The 17482-nt window shown below is 57.6% G+C and carries 16 protein-coding genes and 1 pseudogene; 10 read left to right on the top strand and 7 right to left on the bottom strand.

The genetic code is table 11. From position 1 onward, the window contains the following. Positions 1-22: 22 nt before the first annotated feature. From SJY36_RS18710 to SJY36_RS18700, 3 genes and pseudogenes are all read left to right on the top strand, one after another. A complete protein-coding gene (locus SJY36_RS18710) occupies positions 23-1519 on the top strand; it encodes a di-heme oxidoredictase family protein (RefSeq protein ID WP_386176848.1) in 1497 nt (498 codons plus the stop codon). 1 nt (position 1520) lies between these two features. Further along, a pseudogene (locus SJY36_RS18705) lies at positions 1521-2538 on the top strand (imelysin family protein). A 4-nt stretch (positions 2539-2542) separates the two neighbouring features. Next, positions 2543-3592: a DUF1513 domain-containing protein gene (locus tag SJY36_RS18700; RefSeq protein ID WP_386176847.1), complete on the top strand. Its 1050-nt coding sequence runs from the start codon at positions 2543-2545 to the stop codon at positions 3590-3592. A gap of 299 nt (positions 3593-3891) precedes the next feature. On the opposite strand, the gene SJY36_RS18695 is transcribed toward SJY36_RS18700, so the two are convergent. Further along, entirely contained in the window at positions 3892-4857 is a 966-nt protein-coding gene (locus SJY36_RS18695) for a hypothetical protein (protein ID WP_386176846.1), read from the bottom strand. Between the two features lie 476 nt (positions 4858-5333). On the opposite strand from SJY36_RS18695, the gene SJY36_RS18690 reads away from it, so the two are divergent. Beyond that, the gene (locus tag SJY36_RS18690) at positions 5334-8582 is read left to right on the top strand and encodes an ATP-binding protein (RefSeq protein ID WP_386176845.1); all 3249 of its coding nucleotides are present in this window, start codon (positions 5334-5336) and stop codon (positions 8580-8582) included. 11 nt (positions 8583-8593) lie between these two features. On the opposite strand, the gene SJY36_RS18685 is transcribed toward SJY36_RS18690, so the two are convergent. Both SJY36_RS18685 and motA read right to left on the bottom strand, forming a co-directional pair. After that, a complete protein-coding gene (locus tag SJY36_RS18685) occupies positions 8594-9022 on the bottom strand; it encodes a hypothetical protein (protein ID WP_005849074.1) in 429 nt (142 codons plus the stop codon). Positions 9023-9025: 3 nt separating this feature from the next. Further along, complete coding sequence (gene motA / locus SJY36_RS18680) at positions 9026-9895, bottom strand: flagellar motor stator protein MotA (RefSeq protein ID WP_005849072.1); 870 nt, start codon at positions 9893-9895, stop codon at positions 9026-9028. A 183-nt stretch (positions 9896-10078) separates the two neighbouring features. On the opposite strand from motA, the gene SJY36_RS18675 reads away from it, so the two are divergent. Further along, a complete protein-coding gene (locus SJY36_RS18675) occupies positions 10079-10606 on the top strand; it encodes a flagellar motor protein (RefSeq protein ID WP_386176844.1) in 528 nt (175 codons plus the stop codon). Here the strand turns inward: SJY36_RS18675 and SJY36_RS18670 are convergent, their stop codons facing one another. The 3 genes from SJY36_RS18670 to SJY36_RS18660 all read right to left on the bottom strand — a co-directional run bounded on the left by SJY36_RS18670 (position 10607) and on the right by SJY36_RS18660 (position 12829). Then, a complete protein-coding gene (locus tag SJY36_RS18670; protein WP_037942066.1) occupies positions 10607-11791 on the bottom strand; it encodes a flagellar motor protein MotB in 1185 nt (394 codons plus the stop codon). Between the two features lie 138 nt (positions 11792-11929). After that, positions 11930-12397 (bottom strand): MucR family transcriptional regulator, encoded by a 468-nt coding sequence (locus SJY36_RS18665; protein WP_386176843.1) that lies wholly within the window; start codon positions 12395-12397, stop codon positions 11930-11932. Positions 12398-12586: 189 nt separating this feature from the next. Next, positions 12587-12829, bottom strand: coding sequence for a hypothetical protein (locus SJY36_RS18660; RefSeq protein ID WP_386176842.1), 243 nt, complete (start codon positions 12827-12829; stop codon positions 12587-12589). A 297-nt stretch (positions 12830-13126) separates the two neighbouring features. On the opposite strand from SJY36_RS18660, the gene SJY36_RS18655 reads away from it, so the two are divergent. From SJY36_RS18655 to SJY36_RS18635, 5 genes are all read left to right on the top strand, one after another. Then, on the top strand, positions 13127-13807 hold the full coding sequence (locus SJY36_RS18655; RefSeq protein ID WP_386176841.1) for a winged helix-turn-helix domain-containing protein: 681 nt from the start codon (positions 13127-13129) through the stop codon (positions 13805-13807). Between the two features lie 353 nt (positions 13808-14160). Continuing rightward, positions 14161-14616 (top strand): hypothetical protein, encoded by a 456-nt coding sequence (locus tag SJY36_RS18650; protein WP_386176840.1) that lies wholly within the window; start codon positions 14161-14163, stop codon positions 14614-14616. 163 nt (positions 14617-14779) lie between these two features. Then, positions 14780-15181 carry a flagellar biosynthesis regulator FlaF gene (flaF, locus tag SJY36_RS18645; protein ID WP_005849061.1) on the top strand — a complete coding sequence of 134 codons (402 nt, stop codon included), beginning with the start codon at positions 14780-14782 and terminating at the stop codon, positions 15179-15181. A gap of 5 nt (positions 15182-15186) precedes the next feature. Further along, positions 15187-15606, top strand: coding sequence for a flagellar biosynthesis repressor FlbT (locus SJY36_RS18640; RefSeq protein ID WP_386176839.1), 420 nt, complete (start codon positions 15187-15189; stop codon positions 15604-15606). Positions 15607-15615: 9 nt separating this feature from the next. After that, a complete protein-coding gene (locus SJY36_RS18635; RefSeq protein WP_386176838.1) occupies positions 15616-16440 on the top strand; it encodes a DUF1217 domain-containing protein in 825 nt (274 codons plus the stop codon). Here the strand turns inward: SJY36_RS18635 and SJY36_RS18630 are convergent, their stop codons facing one another. Further along, positions 16441-17436 (bottom strand): flagellar motor switch protein FliG, encoded by a 996-nt coding sequence (locus SJY36_RS18630; protein WP_114865666.1) that lies wholly within the window; start codon positions 17434-17436, stop codon positions 16441-16443. Positions 17437-17482: the final 46 nt, after the last annotated feature.

Below are 17482 nucleotides of genomic sequence, written 5' to 3'. Positions count from 1 at the left end.
TTTTATCCCTCAGGCCCTGGTGATGTCCCTGCCCCTATTGAGCGGTCCGGTCTACGCCGGGCCGCTTGATGAACCCCATCTGGATATCATCCCGCGTACCGCCGATGAGACGGCCCGTATCGCCGATGTGACCGCCCCACCCGACAGTTTTGACGCCCCCAGCCCGTTCGAGGTGAACAGCGGCGGCGCGGCCACCGTACGCCCGCGCATGAACGCCGATGCGTTTTCGCAGGCCTCGGGCAATATGTCGTTCGAGGACGAGCTGACCTTCAAGCTGGGCAATGGGCTGTTTCGCAAGCTGTGGGTGTCGTCGCCTTCGTCGACGCTGGCCTCTGACGGGTTGGGGCCCTTGTTCAACGCGCGGTCGTGCCAAAGCTGCCACATCAAGGACGGACGCGGCCACCCGCCCGAGGGCCCCGACGACAGCGCGATTTCCATGTTTCTGCGCGTATCTATTCCGGGCAATGAAGACGCCGGCAATATCAAAGAGATTGAAGGGTATCTGGCCACGCTCGCCGAACCCACCTACGGCACGCAAATGCAGGATTTCGCCGTCTCGGGGCATCGTGCCGAGTACCGCTTGCAGATCGATTATACCGAAGTCCCCGTGACCCTGTCGGGCGGGCAGGTCGTGTCTTTGCGGCACCCGACATACACCGCGGCTGATCTTGGTTATGGTCCGCTGCACCCCGACGCGATGCTGTCGCCCCGTGTGACGCCGCAGATGATCGGGCTTGGGCTTCTCGAAGCGATCCCTGCCGCGGATATTCTGGCGCTGGCAGACCCGAATGACGCGGATAGTGACGGTATTTCGGGCCGCGCCAATATCGTCTGGTCGCAGGAATACAACATGCCGATGCTGGGCCGTTTCGGGCTCAAGGCCGGGATGCCCACGATCCGCGAACAATCAGCGGGGGCCTTTGCGGGCGATATCGGCATCTCTAACCCGATCTTCGGCGATCCGTTTGGCGATTGTTCGACCATTCAGGATGCCTGCGTAAACGCGCCTCATGGGGCCGGTGACGTGCGCGGCTTCGAGATTGACGCCGAAGGGCTGGATCTGGTCACCTTCTACAGCCGCAACCTTGCCGTGCCCGCCCGTCGTGACGCGGACGCCCCCGAGGTGCTGCGCGGCAAACAGGTGTTCCATGAGACGGGCTGCGCCGACTGCCACCAGCCCAGCTTTGTCACCCATCGTCTGAAGGACCAGCCAGAGCAAAGCTTTCAGCTGATCTGGCCCTATACCGATATGCTGCTGCACGACATGGGCGAAGGCTTGGCCGATCACCGCCCCGAGGCCCGCGCCACCGGCACCGAATGGCGCACCGCGCCGCTGTGGGGGATTGGCATGACCGAAACCGTATCGGGACATACGCAATTCCTGCACGACGGGCGCGCGCGGTCACTGCTGGAAGCCGTGCTTTGGCATGGCGGAGAGGCCGAGCTCGCCAAGAACCGGGTCATTGACATGCCACCCGCAGACCGTGATGCCTTAATCCACTATCTGGAAAGTTTGTAACATGAAAAAACTGGTCCTCGCCCTTGGTCTTTTCTGCGCACCATTGGGTGCTGCGGCCGAGGTAGGCTCCGCCGTTTTGCGCGATGTGGTCGATCATCACATCCTGCCCCGCTATACCACACTGGTAGAGCGTTCGGATGCATTGGCCGCCGTTGCCCAGCAGAATTGCGCCCCCGATGACGCCGCGTTGCGCAATGCCTACCATGATGCCTTTGACGCGTGGATCGCGGTGAGCCATCTGCGTTTTGGCCCGTCCGAGACCGACAACCGCGCCTTTGCGCTGGCCTTCTGGCCGGACAGCCGTGGGGCCACACCCAAAACACTCGCGGGTCTGATCACGGATGCCGATCCCGTGGGCCGTGACCCGCAGGCCTATGCCGATGTTTCCATCGCGGGGCGCGGTTTCTATGCGCTCGAATTCCTGCTGTATGACGATCAGATCAGCACGATCGGCGATGCTGGCTATCGCTGCGCCTTGGTGCAGACGGTAACTGCCGATATTGCCACGCAGTCCCAAGCCATTCTGGACGGCTGGACCTCTCGGCTATGCCGAGGCCGTTGCCACCCCCGCCGAAGGAGGCCCCTACCGCAGCACCGAGGAAGCGGCGCAAGAGCTTTTCAAGGCGCTGAACCTCGGGCTGGAGTTTACCGCCGACACCCGCATCGGACGCCCCATGGGCAGCTTTGACCGCCCGCGCCCCAGTCGGGCAGAGACGCGGCGATCGGGGCGGTCTTTGCGCAATGTCGTGGTCGCGCTCACCTCTCTGCAGGATCTGGCGGAGCGGTTGGCGGCGGATGACCTGGCCGTGGTGGCCGCCTTTGACGACCGGTTTGACGAGGCGCTGGCAATCGCTGCCGACCTGGACGACCCTGTGTTCGCAGGAACGGCCAAGCCGCAATCCCGTCTGCGTGTAGAGGTGTTGCAGCAATCTGTTGCCGCGATCCGCGATGTCGCCCGCCAAGATCTGGGACCGCATTTGGGCGTTGCTTCCGGCTTTAACGCATTGGACGGAGATTGATCCCGTGACCAACCGCCGCCATTTCATTGCAGGGATGCTGGCATCAGGATTGGTGCCCGCCCCTACTTGGGCCGATGCGGGCGGGCCGGCATATCTTGCCGCTGCCGGTCTGCGCGATGGCAGCTTTGTGCTCTGCGGCATCGACGCGGCGCTTGAGCTGGTGTTCGAAATCCCCCTGCCCGGTCGCGGCCATGCGGCGGCGGCGCATCCGTCCAAGCCGCAAGCTGTCGCCTTTGCACGGCGCCCCGGCAATTTCGCACTGGTGATCGACTGCATGTCGGGCCGGGTCAAGGCCACGCTACACGCGCCCGAGGGGCGGCACTTCTACGGGCACGGAGCTTTTTCCGCCGACGGGAGCCTGCTTTACACGACCGAAAATGACTATGCCAACGGCATCGGGCGCATTGGTGTCTGGGACGTGGCGCTTGGCTATGTACGCGTCGATGAATTTGCCAGCGGCGGTGTCGGCCCCCATGATATCAAACGTCTGCCCGGTGGCGACACGCTGGTCGTGGCGAACGGCGGGATTGATACGCATCCCGATTCAGGGCGCGCCAAGTTGAATATCCCCACCATGCGGCCCAACCTCACCTACATCAACGACCGCCGTATTCTAGAGCAGATAGAATTGCCCCATGACATGCACCGCAACTCGATCCGGCATCTGGCCGTAGGATCCGACGGGCGTGTCGCGTTCGGGATGCAATGGCAAGGCGACGGCGATGCCCCCGCGCTTGTCGGGCTGCATCAGCAAGGAGAGACGCCGCTCTTGCTGGACGGTGCCGAAGATATGCACGGGTATATCGGCAGCATTGCCCTGTCGGACGACGGGTCCGAGATTGCCGTCACCTCGCCCCGTGCCGGTTTGGTGCAGGTATTTGACGCAGCAACCGCGTCATACACCCGTAGTGTCGCGCTTACCGATGTCTGCGGTGTTGCCGCGGCACCGGAAGATTTTATTGTGACCAGCGGTACCGGTATCGTTCAGCGCCTCTCTGGCAGGTTGAACCCGGAAAAACCGCTGATGTGGGACAATCACCTCGTCCGGCTTTAAGCCCCAGCGGGTTGGTTTGATGTCACCGGCTTACATCTTCGAAAACGCAAAAAGCCCCCGGCCGGCACCTAGGCCGGTCCACAGGGCAAAGTAGTAAGGGCCGGAGCAGGCCCGAAAATCGATTAAGCTGATGAACTCTGCCCCGCGAAAATTCGCGCGTTGAGGGTCCACGAAAAAGGGAAAGCGCCGCATTCGATGCCCGTCTGCCGTTAAATCCTTTCAAATCATATCGGGTCGAACACGGTGCTTTCTCGGGCCCTGGCTGCGGCGAGGCATGCCGCTTTGACAGGGCAAACCAGTTAACTTTGACGCATACCTCCTTTCGTTGCCGGGCTTTTGCCCCACAAAAGGGCATCTATTGTTGTGGCTCCCATGTGGTCCGCCATCGCGCCGACCACAGTCTCGTTCACGCCGCTCAGGAAGTTCACAAGTTCCGTCAGCGTCAGCTCTTCGAGCAGCAGCTTGAGTGTGCCGGCACCGACATTTTGCAACAGCTCGTCCAGTTCTTCCGCCTCGAGCACATTCAACAGACGCGTCGCGGCAGGGGTGTCGAGGTTTGCAACCAACACCGCAGCGCTGCCGACACCAAAGGCGCGGTCGAATTCATCGGTGCCAAGGGCGGTCACAAAGGCGTCGATCTCGGCCGAGGTCGCGTTGTTCAGCGCGTCGGCCAGTTTGAAGGCTGTCTGCCCTTCGGCAGAAAAATCAAACACAGCGTCGATCAGATCTTCGGCCTGGGCAGCGGCACCAACAAAGACCGCGCGGGCCCCGTTTTCCATCGTGATGATGACGTCACCGTCGCGCACATCGCGGGACCCGGTCAGGCACATGGCAGCGCGCAGATCGGCGCGGGAAGAAAACTGACCCAGGAAGGTGATCGCATCGCCGCGGGCGACGTCAAAATTATTGACGACGATATGCGTGTCGGAGGGTACCACGATAAAGTCAGGCGTGGCGATGGTCATTGTCTCCTGGGTCAGGTCGGGACGTGCAGCCTGGGGCGTGGCCCAGACGTCCTGCACATGAGAGAAGCCAGCGTTGATCTGGATGGCCTGCGTCGGGTCCGCATCAGTCGGCATGACATAGCGGGCGCAGCGCATCCGGTCCGCTGCGAGTTTAAGCGCGGTGCTGTCGGCCGTGATGTCCAAGACGGTGTCGGAAGTGTTTCCCGAAACATGGATGCCAAGTACTGCACCCAAAACCGCCTCGCGCAGGGAGGAGTTGTTGGCGATCTGGGCCAGTTCTAGGAATGTTGCGTTTGCCATCGTCTTCACCTTGGATTTGTTTCAGCCTGTGTTTGGTGGCTGTTAAGATGAAATTAACGCTAAATCCCAAGGCCGTCGCGGGCCTAGGCGGGTAGTCCAAAACAGCTTGTGGCTATGGCGCTATCCCAAAGGATAGGTATCTGCTGCTGCACTGGCACTATTCACCCTGCCCTGCAGGCAGAAACGGAGTTTACCATTGCCAAAAAAGCCCGCCCCGCCTAGCCTTTTCGCAACTGCAAAAAGCGCCCGATCAACGAGGCGCAGCAAAAAACGCAGTGAGAGCAGTAGTGAAAGGACAGCACCAGACGACATCCAAGTTGCCATGCTCCGCAGCATATGCCGCGGGGGCGCAATGGAATCGATCGCTTTGGATGCTTTTACAAGTGGTTTGACGTTGTGATGTTTGATAGCAGGAGGCGGGCTTTGACTATGCTTTCCGGCGTCCGCAAAGCGACGAGATGAACCAGAAAGAGAATATGGCGGGCGCTAAAATCGTGAAACAGGCATGGGGCAAGCTGCGTCGAACGCTTTTGGGTGCCGCTATCGCCCTGATCGGTGCACTACAACCGGCGGCTGGTCAGCAGGTCGACACGATGGATGCGCCCCGTGACATCACCATCGGTATTCTCGCCTCCGAAGGGATCACCCGCGCGCTGGACAGCTGGTTGCCAATGGCCGCCGCGCTGAACACCGCCGCACAGGGCGCAGAACTGAACTACCGTTTCAAGATCGCGCCTTACACCGACGCCACAATGATCAATAAAATCTCGCAGGGCGCGCTGGATTTCTTCCTTGTCGATCCCGCGGCCTTTGTCGTGGCCGAGGTCGAAAGCAACGCCCGCCCGCTGCTCTCTGTCGCCCAGATGTGGGAGGGACAGGTCTATGATAAAACCAGCGTCGTCGTCTTTACCACCGCTGACAGCGATATTCGCGCCATCCCGGATATCGCAGGTCGCAGCATCATGGGGGTTTCGGCCGACGAAATGACCGGCTGGAAGCTCGCGCTGCAAGAGTTTCGCAAGTACCGGCTGGATATCGACGATATCGCGTCCCGCGCGCTGTTCTCGGGCGGGAACCAACGCGAGGTCGTCTATGCCGTGCAAGCGGGTCTGGTGGATGTGGGCGTCGTGCGCGCCGGTGTGCTCGAAGCGCTGGCCCGCGACGGCGTGATCGATATGAACGATTTCCGCCCCGTGTCCCCTGTCGATCATCCAGGCTATCCGTTCTGGGCCAGTACCATGTTGTATCCCGATTGGGTGCTGGGGACGATCCCCGGCGTGCCGCAGGCGGCGTTAACCATTCTTGTCGACACCCTGCTGGGCCAGGATACCGGCAGCCCCGAGGCGATTGCCGCCGGTGGCACCGTCTGGCTGCCCCCGCAAAATTATCAATCCGTGCACGAGCTGCTGATCTCTTTGCGCGCGCGCCCCTACGAGAATTACCTGCAGCGCTCCGCCTTGCGCATTGCCTCAACCTACAAGTGGCTGGTGTTGGGCACGCTGCTGCTGATCGTGTTTTCGCTGTTGTTCCTGATTTTCCAACTGCGCGAAAACGCGCGACAGGCCCATGCCCGCAAGGATGTGCTGAAGTCGGAGGTTCGGTCCAAGCAATTTTATCGCAACGCGGTAGAGGCCCATACCGTCTTCTGCATGCTGAACCAGAACGGCGCGATCACTCATGTGAACGACCAGTTTGTCCAAGCCAGCGGCCGGTCCCGCGAGGCGCTGATCAGCACGCCGTTGGTTGATGTCATGGATGCCGGCAATTGCGGTGTGCTGACGGGCGATGTCTTGCCCGCCATGATGTCGGGCACCCCGTGGAAAGGCACCATCGTTCTGCATAAAACCGACGGCAAGGCGGTCTGGCTGCAATGTAGCTTTATTCCGATCACCGACGGCGAAAAACAGCTGCGCGAGATCGCGATTGTCGCCTCGGATATGACCAAGACCCGCGAAGGCGTGTCAGAGGCGCGGTTCAACAACACGTTGGAACTGTTGCAGGATCATGTCGTTGTCTTCCAGCCGCAAACCTATGCGGTGATGTATGCCAATGCATCGGTCGCACGACACCTGATGCGACATGATGAAAGCGACGACTGGCGCGGCAAGAGCCTGTCGGACCTGATTGGCAAACGGGATTATGACAGTCTGCGCGAACGCTGCGCCGGTCTCATCAAGGGACCAGAGCGGCGCGTCACCTGGGAGGTCGAGGCAAAATCAGGCATCACCTACGACATCAGCCTTGAATATGTCTGCCCCGCTCAGGACGAACCGCGCTTCATCGCGATTTACCGCGATGTGTCGCAGCGCAAGGTGGCCGAAAAAGCAAAGACCGAATTCCTGTCCACCGTCAGCCATGAATTGCGCACGCCGCTGACCTCGATCAAGGGGGCCTTGGGGCTTGTGCTGTCAGGTGCCACGGGGCAGTTGCCTGACAAGATGAAGGGGCTGATCACCATCGCCGCCTCAAGCTGTGACCGGCTGATCCTGCTGATCAACAGTATTCTTGATATGGAGAAAATCGAAACCGGCACGCTTGATTTCCGGATGAAGACGCTGAACCTGTCCGAGACGCTCAATACGGCGCTGGTGCCGAACCAGCTTTATGCCGAACGCGCAGGCGTATCGCTGCGCCGTGTCGATACCCCCGATGACGATGTAATGCTGACCTATGGCGACTCTAAACGCTTGGTGCAGGTGCTGGATAACCTCTTGTCCAACGCAGTCAAATTTTCGGAACACGGCGGGGAGATCCTGATTGCACTGCACGCGGTCGGGGACCAGCTGCGCATTTCGATCCGCGACTTCGGCACCGGCATTCAGGCTGCCGCTCAGGCGTCGGTGTTTGAAAAATTCACCCAAGGCGACAGTTCTGACAGCCGGTCCAAGGGGGGCACGGGGCTGGGGTTGACCATCGCCAAAGTCATCATCGATCACCATCAGGGGCAGATCACGTTCTTCAGCCGCGAAGACGTGGGGACAGAAATTATCATCTCCCTCCCCCGTCTCGCGCAAGAGGACGCGCCGGCGCCCGACACGCCCGTTCAAGTCGCCCCACCAACGGCCTTTTCTGCCGCATTGGAACAGCAGGCCCGCAAGACACCATCTGTCATCAAAAAGACCGCCGCGGAACATCTGGTGCAACAGATCACACGCGCGGGATACGGGCCGGAGTTCGAGCTTGGCAAAGCCGACGTCGGACGTCTGGCCGCAGGCGTCGAAATCGTCGGCGCGCCGTTGCTGAATAAATGGATCACCCAGAACGAACGCGACACGCTCTCGCAGTTGATCGGCGCGGGCGCGATTGCGGATGCGGCGGTCTGTGTGATCGAAGCCGCCTCGGACACGGATCACAGCGCGGCGGGCAGCGCATCCACCGCTGTGGCTCAGCTGCGGGCATGGTTCGCCACCTGTGCTGAACCCATCGGCAATCCCGCGCAACCGCTGACCATCGCGGCGGTCGATCACCCGGATGTTGCCAGCTGGCTTGAAACCGAAAGCATCGTGACCTTTGACGATACTGTGGATCTCGCAAAATCAGTCGCGACGTCGCAGGCGGATGTCGTGCTGACCTTTGCCATCAACGACGGGTCGGCCAGCGTCATGGCGGTGCCAACCTCGCAAGGTTTGATGCCATCGGGCTGGCCGGTCTGCGTGCTGGTCATCCGGAATGTAGAGAACAAAAATTCGCTGGGTGTGGTGTCAAAATTCAGCAGCGGACGCTAAGGCAAAAAGCGTCACCGGCGCTGCAATACAAACAGCGCGCGCGACGCGTCGTCTAGTGCGGCCTGTTCTGCCCTGTCGGCATCGGCTTTCGCCTCGGTTTGCACTTTCGACAGCACCGTTTGCGTGGTCTTAAGCGCGCGGAACTGCGCGAAAAGCGCATCCTCTAGCGTGTCGATCTGCCCTGACAGCGCATCCCCCTCCGCCGCCAAGCCACGTTGTTGCCGGTCAACCGAGGATAGGTAGGCGGGCAAATAGGCTTGGGTTTCCAAGGTGCTGCCCGTCTGTTCAGCAATCGCCCGCTGGGTCAGCGCCGCACTTTGTTCCGTCAGCGATGTTTGCTGTGCCCGCAGGCCCGAAAGCTGTGCCCCGATCGCATCCAGCTCGTGTTGCCGGATGGTGTTGATCAGCTTAAGCGCAGCGATCTGACGGCGTCCGGCCATGGGTTATGCGGCCTCTGGCATCTGTTTGCGGGCCTCTTCCATCTCGTAAAAGCTGGGCTGCAGGCTGGTGGGAATGTTGCCGCGCCCGATCTCGGTGCAGATCGCGGGCGAATGGCCATGCAGGATGGCGATAAAGATGTCGCGGATCACGGCGTAGTAAATGCCGTCCTGCTCTTCGATGGCTTGCAGACGGTTGGCGACCGGAGAGACGAAAAGATAGGCAAGGAAAACCCCAAGGAATGTCCCGACCAACGCGCCGCCGATCATCGCCCCCAGAACCGCAGGCGGCTTGTCGATCGACGACATCGTCTTGATCACCCCCAAAACCGCCGCAACAATCCCGATGGCGGGTAGCGCGTCGGAGACGGTGGTCAGCCCGTGGGGAGCCACCAAAGCTTCGTGGTGGTGCTTCTTGAGCTTGCGGTTAATGACATCTTCCGCCTGATACGGATCATCGAACTGCATCGCCAGCATACGGAAACTATCGGTGATCAGATCAATGGCAAAGTGGTCTTTCTGCAGCTTGGGGTACTGCGAAAAGATCGAACTTTCTTGCGGGTTTTCAATATGTTCATCCAGCGCGAGCATGCCATTTTGCTGGTATTTGCGGGCCAGCGTATACATGAGGTTCAGCAGGTCCACATAGTCGCCCGAATTCCACTTGGGCCCCTTGAATGCCTTGACCAGCGCGCGCCCTGCCCCCGCGATATTGGCAAAGGAATTCGCCGCAATAAACGAGCCAAGCGCGGCACCGCCGATCATCATACCTTCGAACGGTAGCGCATGGGTGATGATGCCCATGTCCCCGCCAGAGAGCATATACCCCCCAAAGACCATGCCCATCACGACCACGAAGCCCAGAATAATCGTCATTTGATTTCCACTTGCAAGTTTCCAAGCACTTTAGGCATTTTCATTGAAATCTCAAGAACAGTTCATGTTCTTCCAAGTTTAAAAATTTGTCGCTCAAGACCAATTGCTATCTTTCCATGGTGTGACTAAGGTAAACCTCAGAATAAGCTGGAGAGTGCCGTGATCTCGGATGTTGAAACCACAATGATTGTCCTGATTGATGCGGACGATGTGAAATTCGCATTCTCGGGCTGGCCGGATCACATCTGCCTCGCGGCGTGCCTGTCCAGCTTTGGGACCTGCAGCATGATCGTGTTTCGCCGCGATGAACGCCACTTGATGCCGGATCGTTTGGTCAAGCTGCTGAAGCTGCGCCGCGAAAACACCTGCTTTGTCCCCGAGGTCGACGGCTTCAAGACCAAGCAATTCCTATATTCCGACGAACGCCGCTTGATGGCGCTGGTCGCATCGGACCCGGTGGTGCTGGAAGAAGCGGTCGATTACGCCGTGAACTACAACTACGCGCTGGAAGAAGGGCTGGACCCTGCCAAGATGCTCGGCCTTGATATTCCCACAGCCGACCCCGTGGTCGCTTCACCGCGCGGCACGATGGTAAATGAAGAAGCAAACCCCATGCTGCCAGAGTTCCTGCGCCGCTCGGTCGAACGATCCCGCCGGCCGATCTTTGCCAGCCGACGGGCCCCCACCTTGGGCGAGTTGATCAGAGCCTGATCACCGCAGCGCGTTGCGCAGGTTCAAGAATACATCATCCTTCAAAGGTGCCGCCACAGGCTCGACATTCTGTGCGACCCGTTGCACCTCGCCACTATTTTGTGGTGCTACGGGCGCAGGGATCGACGCCTTATATAGCTTCTCGCCGGTCTCGGCTGGTGGTGTCGCCGCATCAATCTGCGTCGGGGCTACGTCATCGCCGGCATAGTCCTCGACCTTCTGATATTGAACCGACACCGTGATCCGACGGTTAGACGCGTCGGTCGGGTTTTCGGGCACCAGCGGCGCGGTATCGGCAAGGCCCGACACGCGGATGATACGATCACGTGCGACGCCCGAGGCTTCGAAAACACGGCGCGTGGCGTTGGCTCGGTCCGAGGACAGATCCCAGTTGTCGTATTTCTGGCTATTGGCAAAGCGGACAGCATCGGTGTGCCCTGACAGCGTGATTTTATTCGGCAGGCGCGCCAAGGACTTACCCAAGTTCGCGAGCAGCTGATCTGTGGCACCCTGCATTTCGGCGCGCCCACTATAGAACATCGGTTGCCCTTCCTGATCGATGATCTGGATCTGCAAGCCTTCGGGTGTTTGCTGGAAAATCAGGTTTTTCTTCAGCGGATCAAGGTCGGGATTCTCCTGCATCGCTTGCAAGATATCCTGCTCTAGCTTTTTGAACTTTTCATTGTCCAATGCATGCACATTATCAATGGTCGCATCGCCAGCCGATTTTGACCCATCGGATGCGGTTTGCGACGCGCTGGCAACATTGGCCGCGGCGGGGTTTTCATGGGCACCGTCTTCGGAGCCGATCTGCGTCTCATCTGGCACCGACGTCGCGGTTTCGTCGCGGATTTCCCACTTGGCCGAGGCCGGATCGTCGATTTTCCCAAGCTCGCTGCCACGGGCCACAATCGCCCCATTCGAAGCGGTCAATGTACCGGGTGGCCCCAAGGTCGCCCCGTCCAATACACCACTGCCGCCGGGCAGGGTCGCATTGGTAAAGTATTCGGCAATCCCGCGCAGCTTTTGCTCGTCCGCGCTCGAGAGAATCCACATCAGCAGAAAGAACGCCATCATCGCGGTCATGAAATCAGCATAGGCGACCTTCCAGCCGCCACCGTGATGTCCACCGCCTTCGATAACTTCTACTTTTTTAAATACGCGCGGCTGTGTCGTCGCTGCCATATGTCCTGCCTCTATTCTCGCGACCACGGGGGTCGGTTCGGCAGACGTGCTTCTGCACCGACTGCCTCAGAGACATGTATCGAGGGGGATTAGGTGCTCCGCAGGACAAAACGGTGGCAAAGGAAAGGCATTTGAACTTTATAGCTGCGACCCAAGATTTGCCTGCACCGCCTCGTCGCGGGCATAGCGGCCAAGGCCGGCTTTCTTTGCATAATCCGCCTTGCGCAAAGAATAGTTCGGGGCGACGAGGGGATGATCATCATCAAGATTGAACTTGATCCGATATTCGCTCTCGCTCAACCCGTGCTCTGCGCGCAGGTGACGCTTGAGCATGGTAAAGGATCGGCCGCAGCACAGGCAGGTGACGGAATCATCGGTAAAAGACTCGGCAACCGGAACCGCGGGAATGGCGGTTTCAGTCGTAAACCGCGCTGCTACCTTGCTGATTTCGGCCTTGGCGGCTGCGGGCTGGAGCCCGGCAAGCGCGGCGGGAAGCGCCTGCGACAACGCCAGAATGTCTTGCACGGTTGCGGATTCACGGCCAGCGAATGCGGTAATCACGCGAACTGCGGCCTCGGAAACGGGGGGATCTGTAAACTCTGTCACTTTCGTATGCGCCTTTACTACGTCGGTGCGGGATGAAGCCTCGTGAACAAATCTTGGAAACTCTACTAGAATACCAGGATTGTCCGCCAACCTCACAAAAATTGTCAATGTCTCTTAAGTATAGGTTGGCCCGCCGCAAGGAATGGCGAAAGGACAACAACTTATGAACTCAAGATAAACTGCGGTGGATTAATTCAACCGGTGGCCGTCGGGATGCAAGCTCGCCAGGTCAGATGTGGCAAAACCTTGCCGTTTCTGACTACTCTCTGCGACTGCGGACAGAACCCCCGACTTGGCCACAACTTCTGCCGCGTGAAGGATCACCGCGCGCATGTTTTCATCCTGCACCGCCTCGTCGCGCAAATGGACCAGCCGTTTGGCCGCCGCGAGCGCACGCCGCTTTGGCGCAACAATTTCAAGTATGTCTGCCATTTTCTAGCGCCTATTCTTGAGGTTCTCTCAGACGCGTTCTGCAGTCTGCAAGGATATACATAGCGTGGAAGGTTAAAGAATAGTGAACGTATGGCTTTTTCATGACAAGCAGGCCCAATTATTGCCGCATAACTCTGACTTTGATTTCGCCCACGGGTTCGTGCAACAAAGGGATAACCCAGTTCATCGCTCCCTTTCCTAGTATATGGCCGTTATCATCGTGTCCTTTCCGCGTCTCGCCGCAATGCTATCCTTTTCCGAACATCCATCGGTCAACCCATTGGGGCAGCGCGATAAATGACCAAGATCCTACTCGTCTCTACGTCACCTTCGGTGCGCAACGCCCTGAACTATTTATTTACGGTTATCCTAAAATTTGACTTTGAATGTATAGACTTTGACGCCTGCGAAGATTGGCTACACAACAATGAAAACGTTAATGCCATTTTCGTCGATATGACCGAAACGAACAGCAACCCGGCCCCGCTGATCAGCACGCTCACCACCCACGCGCAGCCCGGAGTCGTGCTCGCAATACAAGAGCTGAAGGGGGTATGGGGTGCCGATGCGTTTGAAGCGGGTGCGATCGATGTCCTCACATGGCCCTGCAATCTGCGCGAACTGTCTTTGCGACTGAACCGACGGCTACCAACCCCTACGCCGTCAGTTGAACAAACTCACGATGTGAGCTGGGATGTCGAAGCGTATATCGCTCTGCGCGCCGGATTAACGACGGCGGAAGCTCAGATCATGCGGGTATTATTCGCGCAGGACGGGCAAATTGTGACCCGCGATGCGCTAAGTCTCGCCGTAAAATCTCGGCCGTGGCGCTATGGTGATCGGAAATTTGATGTCCACGTCGCGAAAATCCGTAAGAAATTTGCGGACACATTTGACGAGCGTATTTCCGTCGAAACGGTACGTTCCAGCGGGTATATGCTGCGCACGGGCGGCTTGAATGCCTTCGATCCGACGTAAGGGATGCCCGTACCTGCACGGCGAGAGAATCGCACCTTTCCGCACTCACACTTGCCGCACATTCTCAACACATTTATTGTAAATTCGCATATGGGTGAACATGCAGCCATATTTTGCCCCGCCCACCAATACTTGTGCTGTGGATAACGTTTCGCCCCATATTTGGTTCCCAAAAATATGGGTTATTGGGGGAATTTTGCCGAAATCACCGCAAGCGTCAGCGCAAAACCGCTTGGCAGATCGTGGTTAAAATTCAAGATCAGCTTGCGAAGTTTAACAAATCCGGAATTCAAAAAACCGTGTCGGGAAGATACCTTGGGGTTGCACACGCGACACTTGGGGAAGTTTTAACTATGCGTTCTGATTTGATGGGGCACATCTGGGGCGGTCGGCTGGAATTTTGCGCCGATCCTTGCAACACGCCCTTGGGCCGCATCCTGTCGTCACTGCTGGCGTCGCCGATCACCCGTTTCACCGTCGCGGTAGAGGACGCCGATCTGACCCCTTTCGCGATCTACGCCGGAGAAGAGATCATTTCCGGTGCCTCTTTGGCCGATGTTCTAGATCAGGAGTTTGGCCTTGATCTGAAAGATGACGCCATCGTTTTGATCGAACCCTGCGCCCAACCAACCCTGACGCCTACGTGCCCCGTTCAACTTGGACACCACATCGGCCATATCATCGTTTCCCTCGCCCAGTCCGAGCGTGACGGCACCGCCCCTGACGGCTTGCTTTCCGCTGATAATATCGCCCACAGCTTTCACCGTGAAATGCTGCATGCGGTCACTCCGGGCCAGCACATTCATTAACACTGCGGCCCCCCGAAAACCCCGCCACAGTGTGACATGCAAAGCATGATTTAAAAACAAGTGCTGAAAATTATCCTTGCTTTCAAGAAATTAAGGATTTTTTAAATCTCCCTTAACTCTGCCACCCTATAGTTGAACCGAGGCAGAATAAAAAGGCAGTGAAATGAGTGTAACCGCGTATAAGCGGACCATCTCGCACACCGAAGATCCGCGCCAGATTGAGCGTCGGATTTTGGCGAGCGTGACATCCAAACTTGAAAACAAATTCGAAGCATTTGACGGTGCTGCGGAAAAATCTCAAAAGCTTCAGATGCTTGCAGATGGCCTGCGCGATACCCTGTGGGAGAACCAGCGCGTTTGGCTCACGTTCAAGGCCGATTTGGCCGAGAAGGATAACGGGCTGACGGCCGATTTGCGCGCTGCGCTGATCTCGCTGGCTCTTTGGGTGGAAAACCACACCAAAGCGGTCCTGTCAGGGTCTAAAAATGTGAAGCCTTTGATTGATATTAACCGCAGTATTATCGACGGTCTGAGCGGACGGGCTGCAAAAGTCGCGGCGGAGTAAGCTTTATGGCGCTGCGATTAACCCTGAAACCGAACGAGCGGATCCTGATTAACGGTTGTGTCGTGCGCAACGCCGATCGCCGTCAGATGATTGTGATCGAGAATCAGGCTGACATCGTGCGTGAAGCCGATCTGCTAAAAGAGGATGAAGAGCGAACCCCTGTAAAAGAGGTCTATTTCTTCATCCAGACCGCTTTGCTTGAGCCAACGACCCGCAAAAAATTGGTGTCGATCATCCAAAGGAAACTAGGCGCGCTTGCGCCGGTTTTCCACGACGAGATGGCCGGCCACATTTTTGAAGCCGCGGCTCACGTGTCTTCTACTGACTTCTACAAAGCGATGCGCACATTGCGCCCCCTGATCGAATATGAAGAAAAACTGTTCAAAATGATCCGGGAAAAGAACACAGCAACGGCAGCGGAATAGGGTAAACCTATGATCAGCATTTCAGGTTTAGGCAGTTCCACCGCGCTCAAGCTGATTGACGCAACGCGGGACAAACAGCTTGATCTGATGCGTGATTCTGCCGCCAACAAACGCGCGGAAGAAGCGTTTCGCGACAGAATTGGCGACATCTCCAGCCCGGAAGAGCTGATCGCGGATTTCGAAGTCTACAGTTTTGTGATGCGGGCCTTTGACCTGGAAGACCAGATTTTCGGCAAAGGGCTGATCCGCAAAATGCTGGAATCCGATCCGGTCGAACCTTCATCCCTGCTGAACCGACTGACCGACAGCCGCTTCCGCGAAATGCATCTGGCCCTTGGCTTCACGACAGAGGCAGGTCCACAGACCCCTGATTTGACGGACCCTGATTTCCTGAATGATGTGACGACGCGCTTCTATAATCGGCAGTACATCAACGAAAATGACGCCCAGAACGAGACCGTGGGCACGGTATTAGAATTTCGTGACAAGTTTAGCGGTATTAATAACTGGTTCGAGGTGCTTGCCAGCGAGAAGTTGACTAATTTCTTCCAGGTCGCCTTGTCGCTACCCGAACAGATGTCTGCCCTTGATCTCGACAAACAAAAGGCGCTTCTCGCTGATAAATTCGACCTCGAAAAACTGGCGGATCCGGCGGAGCGTGAGAAGTTGATCGCGCGCTATGTTGCCATTTCAGATGCAGTTAACCCACAGGGATTTCGGGCAAATTCAATAGCGCTTGATTTGCTGCAATCCTACAATCTGGGCGGCCAGTTCGTGCCAATCACAATCGATGTGACGGCTGTCACTTTCTCTGCATCGCGCCTGTATCGCTGATCAGCTCGGCATATCCGACATCATATCGTCGTCATTTTCGGGCAAGGATACCTCTCCTTCCGACATCAAACGCAATGCGGCTTCGACCAACTGAGCCTGCGCGCCTTTAACATCTTTGGACCGGACAGGGCCCATTGAAGACATTTCATCCTGCAGCATTCCACGTGATCGCGACGGCAGGGACGCTAGGAAATGTTCACGCACTTCTTTCTTGGCACCCCGCAGCGCCATCGGCAGGGTATTCCCGCTCACTTCGCGCATGATTTTCCCCAACATCATTTCGTTGAATTTAACCAAATCATCGAAAACAAACATTTTTTGCTTGATCGACAGGAGCTTATCAGGCTGGCGCTCTTCCAGGTTGCGGGTGAGATTAACCAACATATCTTCATCGAGTTTGTTGAAAATCGACACCAATTGGCTCTCGATCCGGGCTTCAGCGCTGTTTCCGGCCTTGGCGAGCACATCTTCACGCAATGTGTTTTCGATATTCTGAATCGTATCGATCGGCAGCTTGTCCATGCCCATGATGCGCTCAATCAGATCGGCGGCTCGTTCGGCCCCCAAAAGCGGCAATACCTTCGCTGCGACGTCAGGCCGGATTCGTGTCAGGATAACCGCGATCGTCTGGTTGTGTTCCTTCTGGAGAAAGGCGACCAACTCCTTCTCGTCCAGATCCGACAGGTCTTTCCAAACGTTATCGATCTTTTTGCCGTCAATTTCCTGCAAAATTTCAGCAACACGATCTTCGGGGAGAAATTCTTTCAGCAACCCGCGCGCAGCATCAATCGAGCCGACCACACTGCCGCTGTGATTCACTTTTTCATCAAATTCCGCGATGATTTCTTCGACGATACCAGCGTCGACTTCGCCCATCGTCGAGATAGCCGTGGTGATCTGGCGGATCTCATCAACATCAAGCTGCTGCATGATCGCGCCGCCCCTCTCCTCGCCCAAACACAGGAAAAGGATCGCCGATTTCTGCGCGCCGGACATGTGGCGATGTTTGCGAAGGGGTACAAACTGGTTCATGAGATCGTCG

This window comes from Sulfitobacter sp. R86518 (assembly GCF_042466275.1).
In the GTDB taxonomy this organism is placed as follows: domain Bacteria; phylum Pseudomonadota; class Alphaproteobacteria; order Rhodobacterales; family Rhodobacteraceae; genus Sulfitobacter; species Sulfitobacter pontiacus.
The sequence above is the reverse complement of the archived record's forward strand: the minus strand, read 5'-3'. Positions and strand labels throughout refer to the sequence as shown.

What these genes read in the sequence shown, in the direction of transcription:
- SJY36_RS18710 (WP_386176848.1), top strand. Translation starts at nt 23, where the DNA reads ATGTCCCTGCCCCTATTGAGCGGTCCGGTCTACGCCGGGCCGCTTGAT.
- SJY36_RS18695 (WP_386176846.1), bottom strand. Translation starts at nt 4,857, where the DNA reads ATGGCAAACGCAACATTCCTAGAACTGGCCCAGATCGCCAACAACTCC.
- SJY36_RS18690 (WP_386176845.1), top strand. Translation starts at nt 5,334, where the DNA reads ATGGCGGGCGCTAAAATCGTGAAACAGGCATGGGGCAAGCTGCGTCGA.
- SJY36_RS18685 (WP_005849074.1), bottom strand. Translation starts at nt 9,022, where the DNA reads ATGGCCGGACGCCGTCAGATCGCTGCGCTTAAGCTGATCAACACCATC.
- motA (WP_005849072.1), bottom strand. Translation starts at nt 9,895, where the DNA reads ATGACGATTATTCTGGGCTTCGTGGTCGTGATGGGCATGGTCTTTGGG.
- SJY36_RS18675 (WP_386176844.1), top strand. Translation starts at nt 10,079, where the DNA reads ATGATTGTCCTGATTGATGCGGACGATGTGAAATTCGCATTCTCGGGC.
- SJY36_RS18670 (WP_037942066.1), bottom strand. Translation starts at nt 11,791, where the DNA reads ATGGCAGCGACGACACAGCCGCGCGTATTTAAAAAAGTAGAAGTTATC.
- SJY36_RS18660 (WP_386176842.1), bottom strand. Translation starts at nt 12,829, where the DNA reads ATGGCAGACATACTTGAAATTGTTGCGCCAAAGCGGCGTGCGCTCGCG.
- SJY36_RS18655 (WP_386176841.1), top strand. Translation starts at nt 13,127, where the DNA reads ATGACCAAGATCCTACTCGTCTCTACGTCACCTTCGGTGCGCAACGCC.
- SJY36_RS18650 (WP_386176840.1), top strand. Translation starts at nt 14,161, where the DNA reads ATGCGTTCTGATTTGATGGGGCACATCTGGGGCGGTCGGCTGGAATTT.
- flaF (WP_005849061.1), top strand. Translation starts at nt 14,780, where the DNA reads ATGAGTGTAACCGCGTATAAGCGGACCATCTCGCACACCGAAGATCCG.
- SJY36_RS18640 (WP_386176839.1), top strand. Translation starts at nt 15,187, where the DNA reads ATGGCGCTGCGATTAACCCTGAAACCGAACGAGCGGATCCTGATTAAC.
- SJY36_RS18635 (WP_386176838.1), top strand. Translation starts at nt 15,616, where the DNA reads ATGATCAGCATTTCAGGTTTAGGCAGTTCCACCGCGCTCAAGCTGATT.
- SJY36_RS18630 (WP_114865666.1), bottom strand. Translation starts at nt 17,436, where the DNA reads ATGTCCGGCGCGCAGAAATCGGCGATCCTTTTCCTGTGTTTGGGCGAG.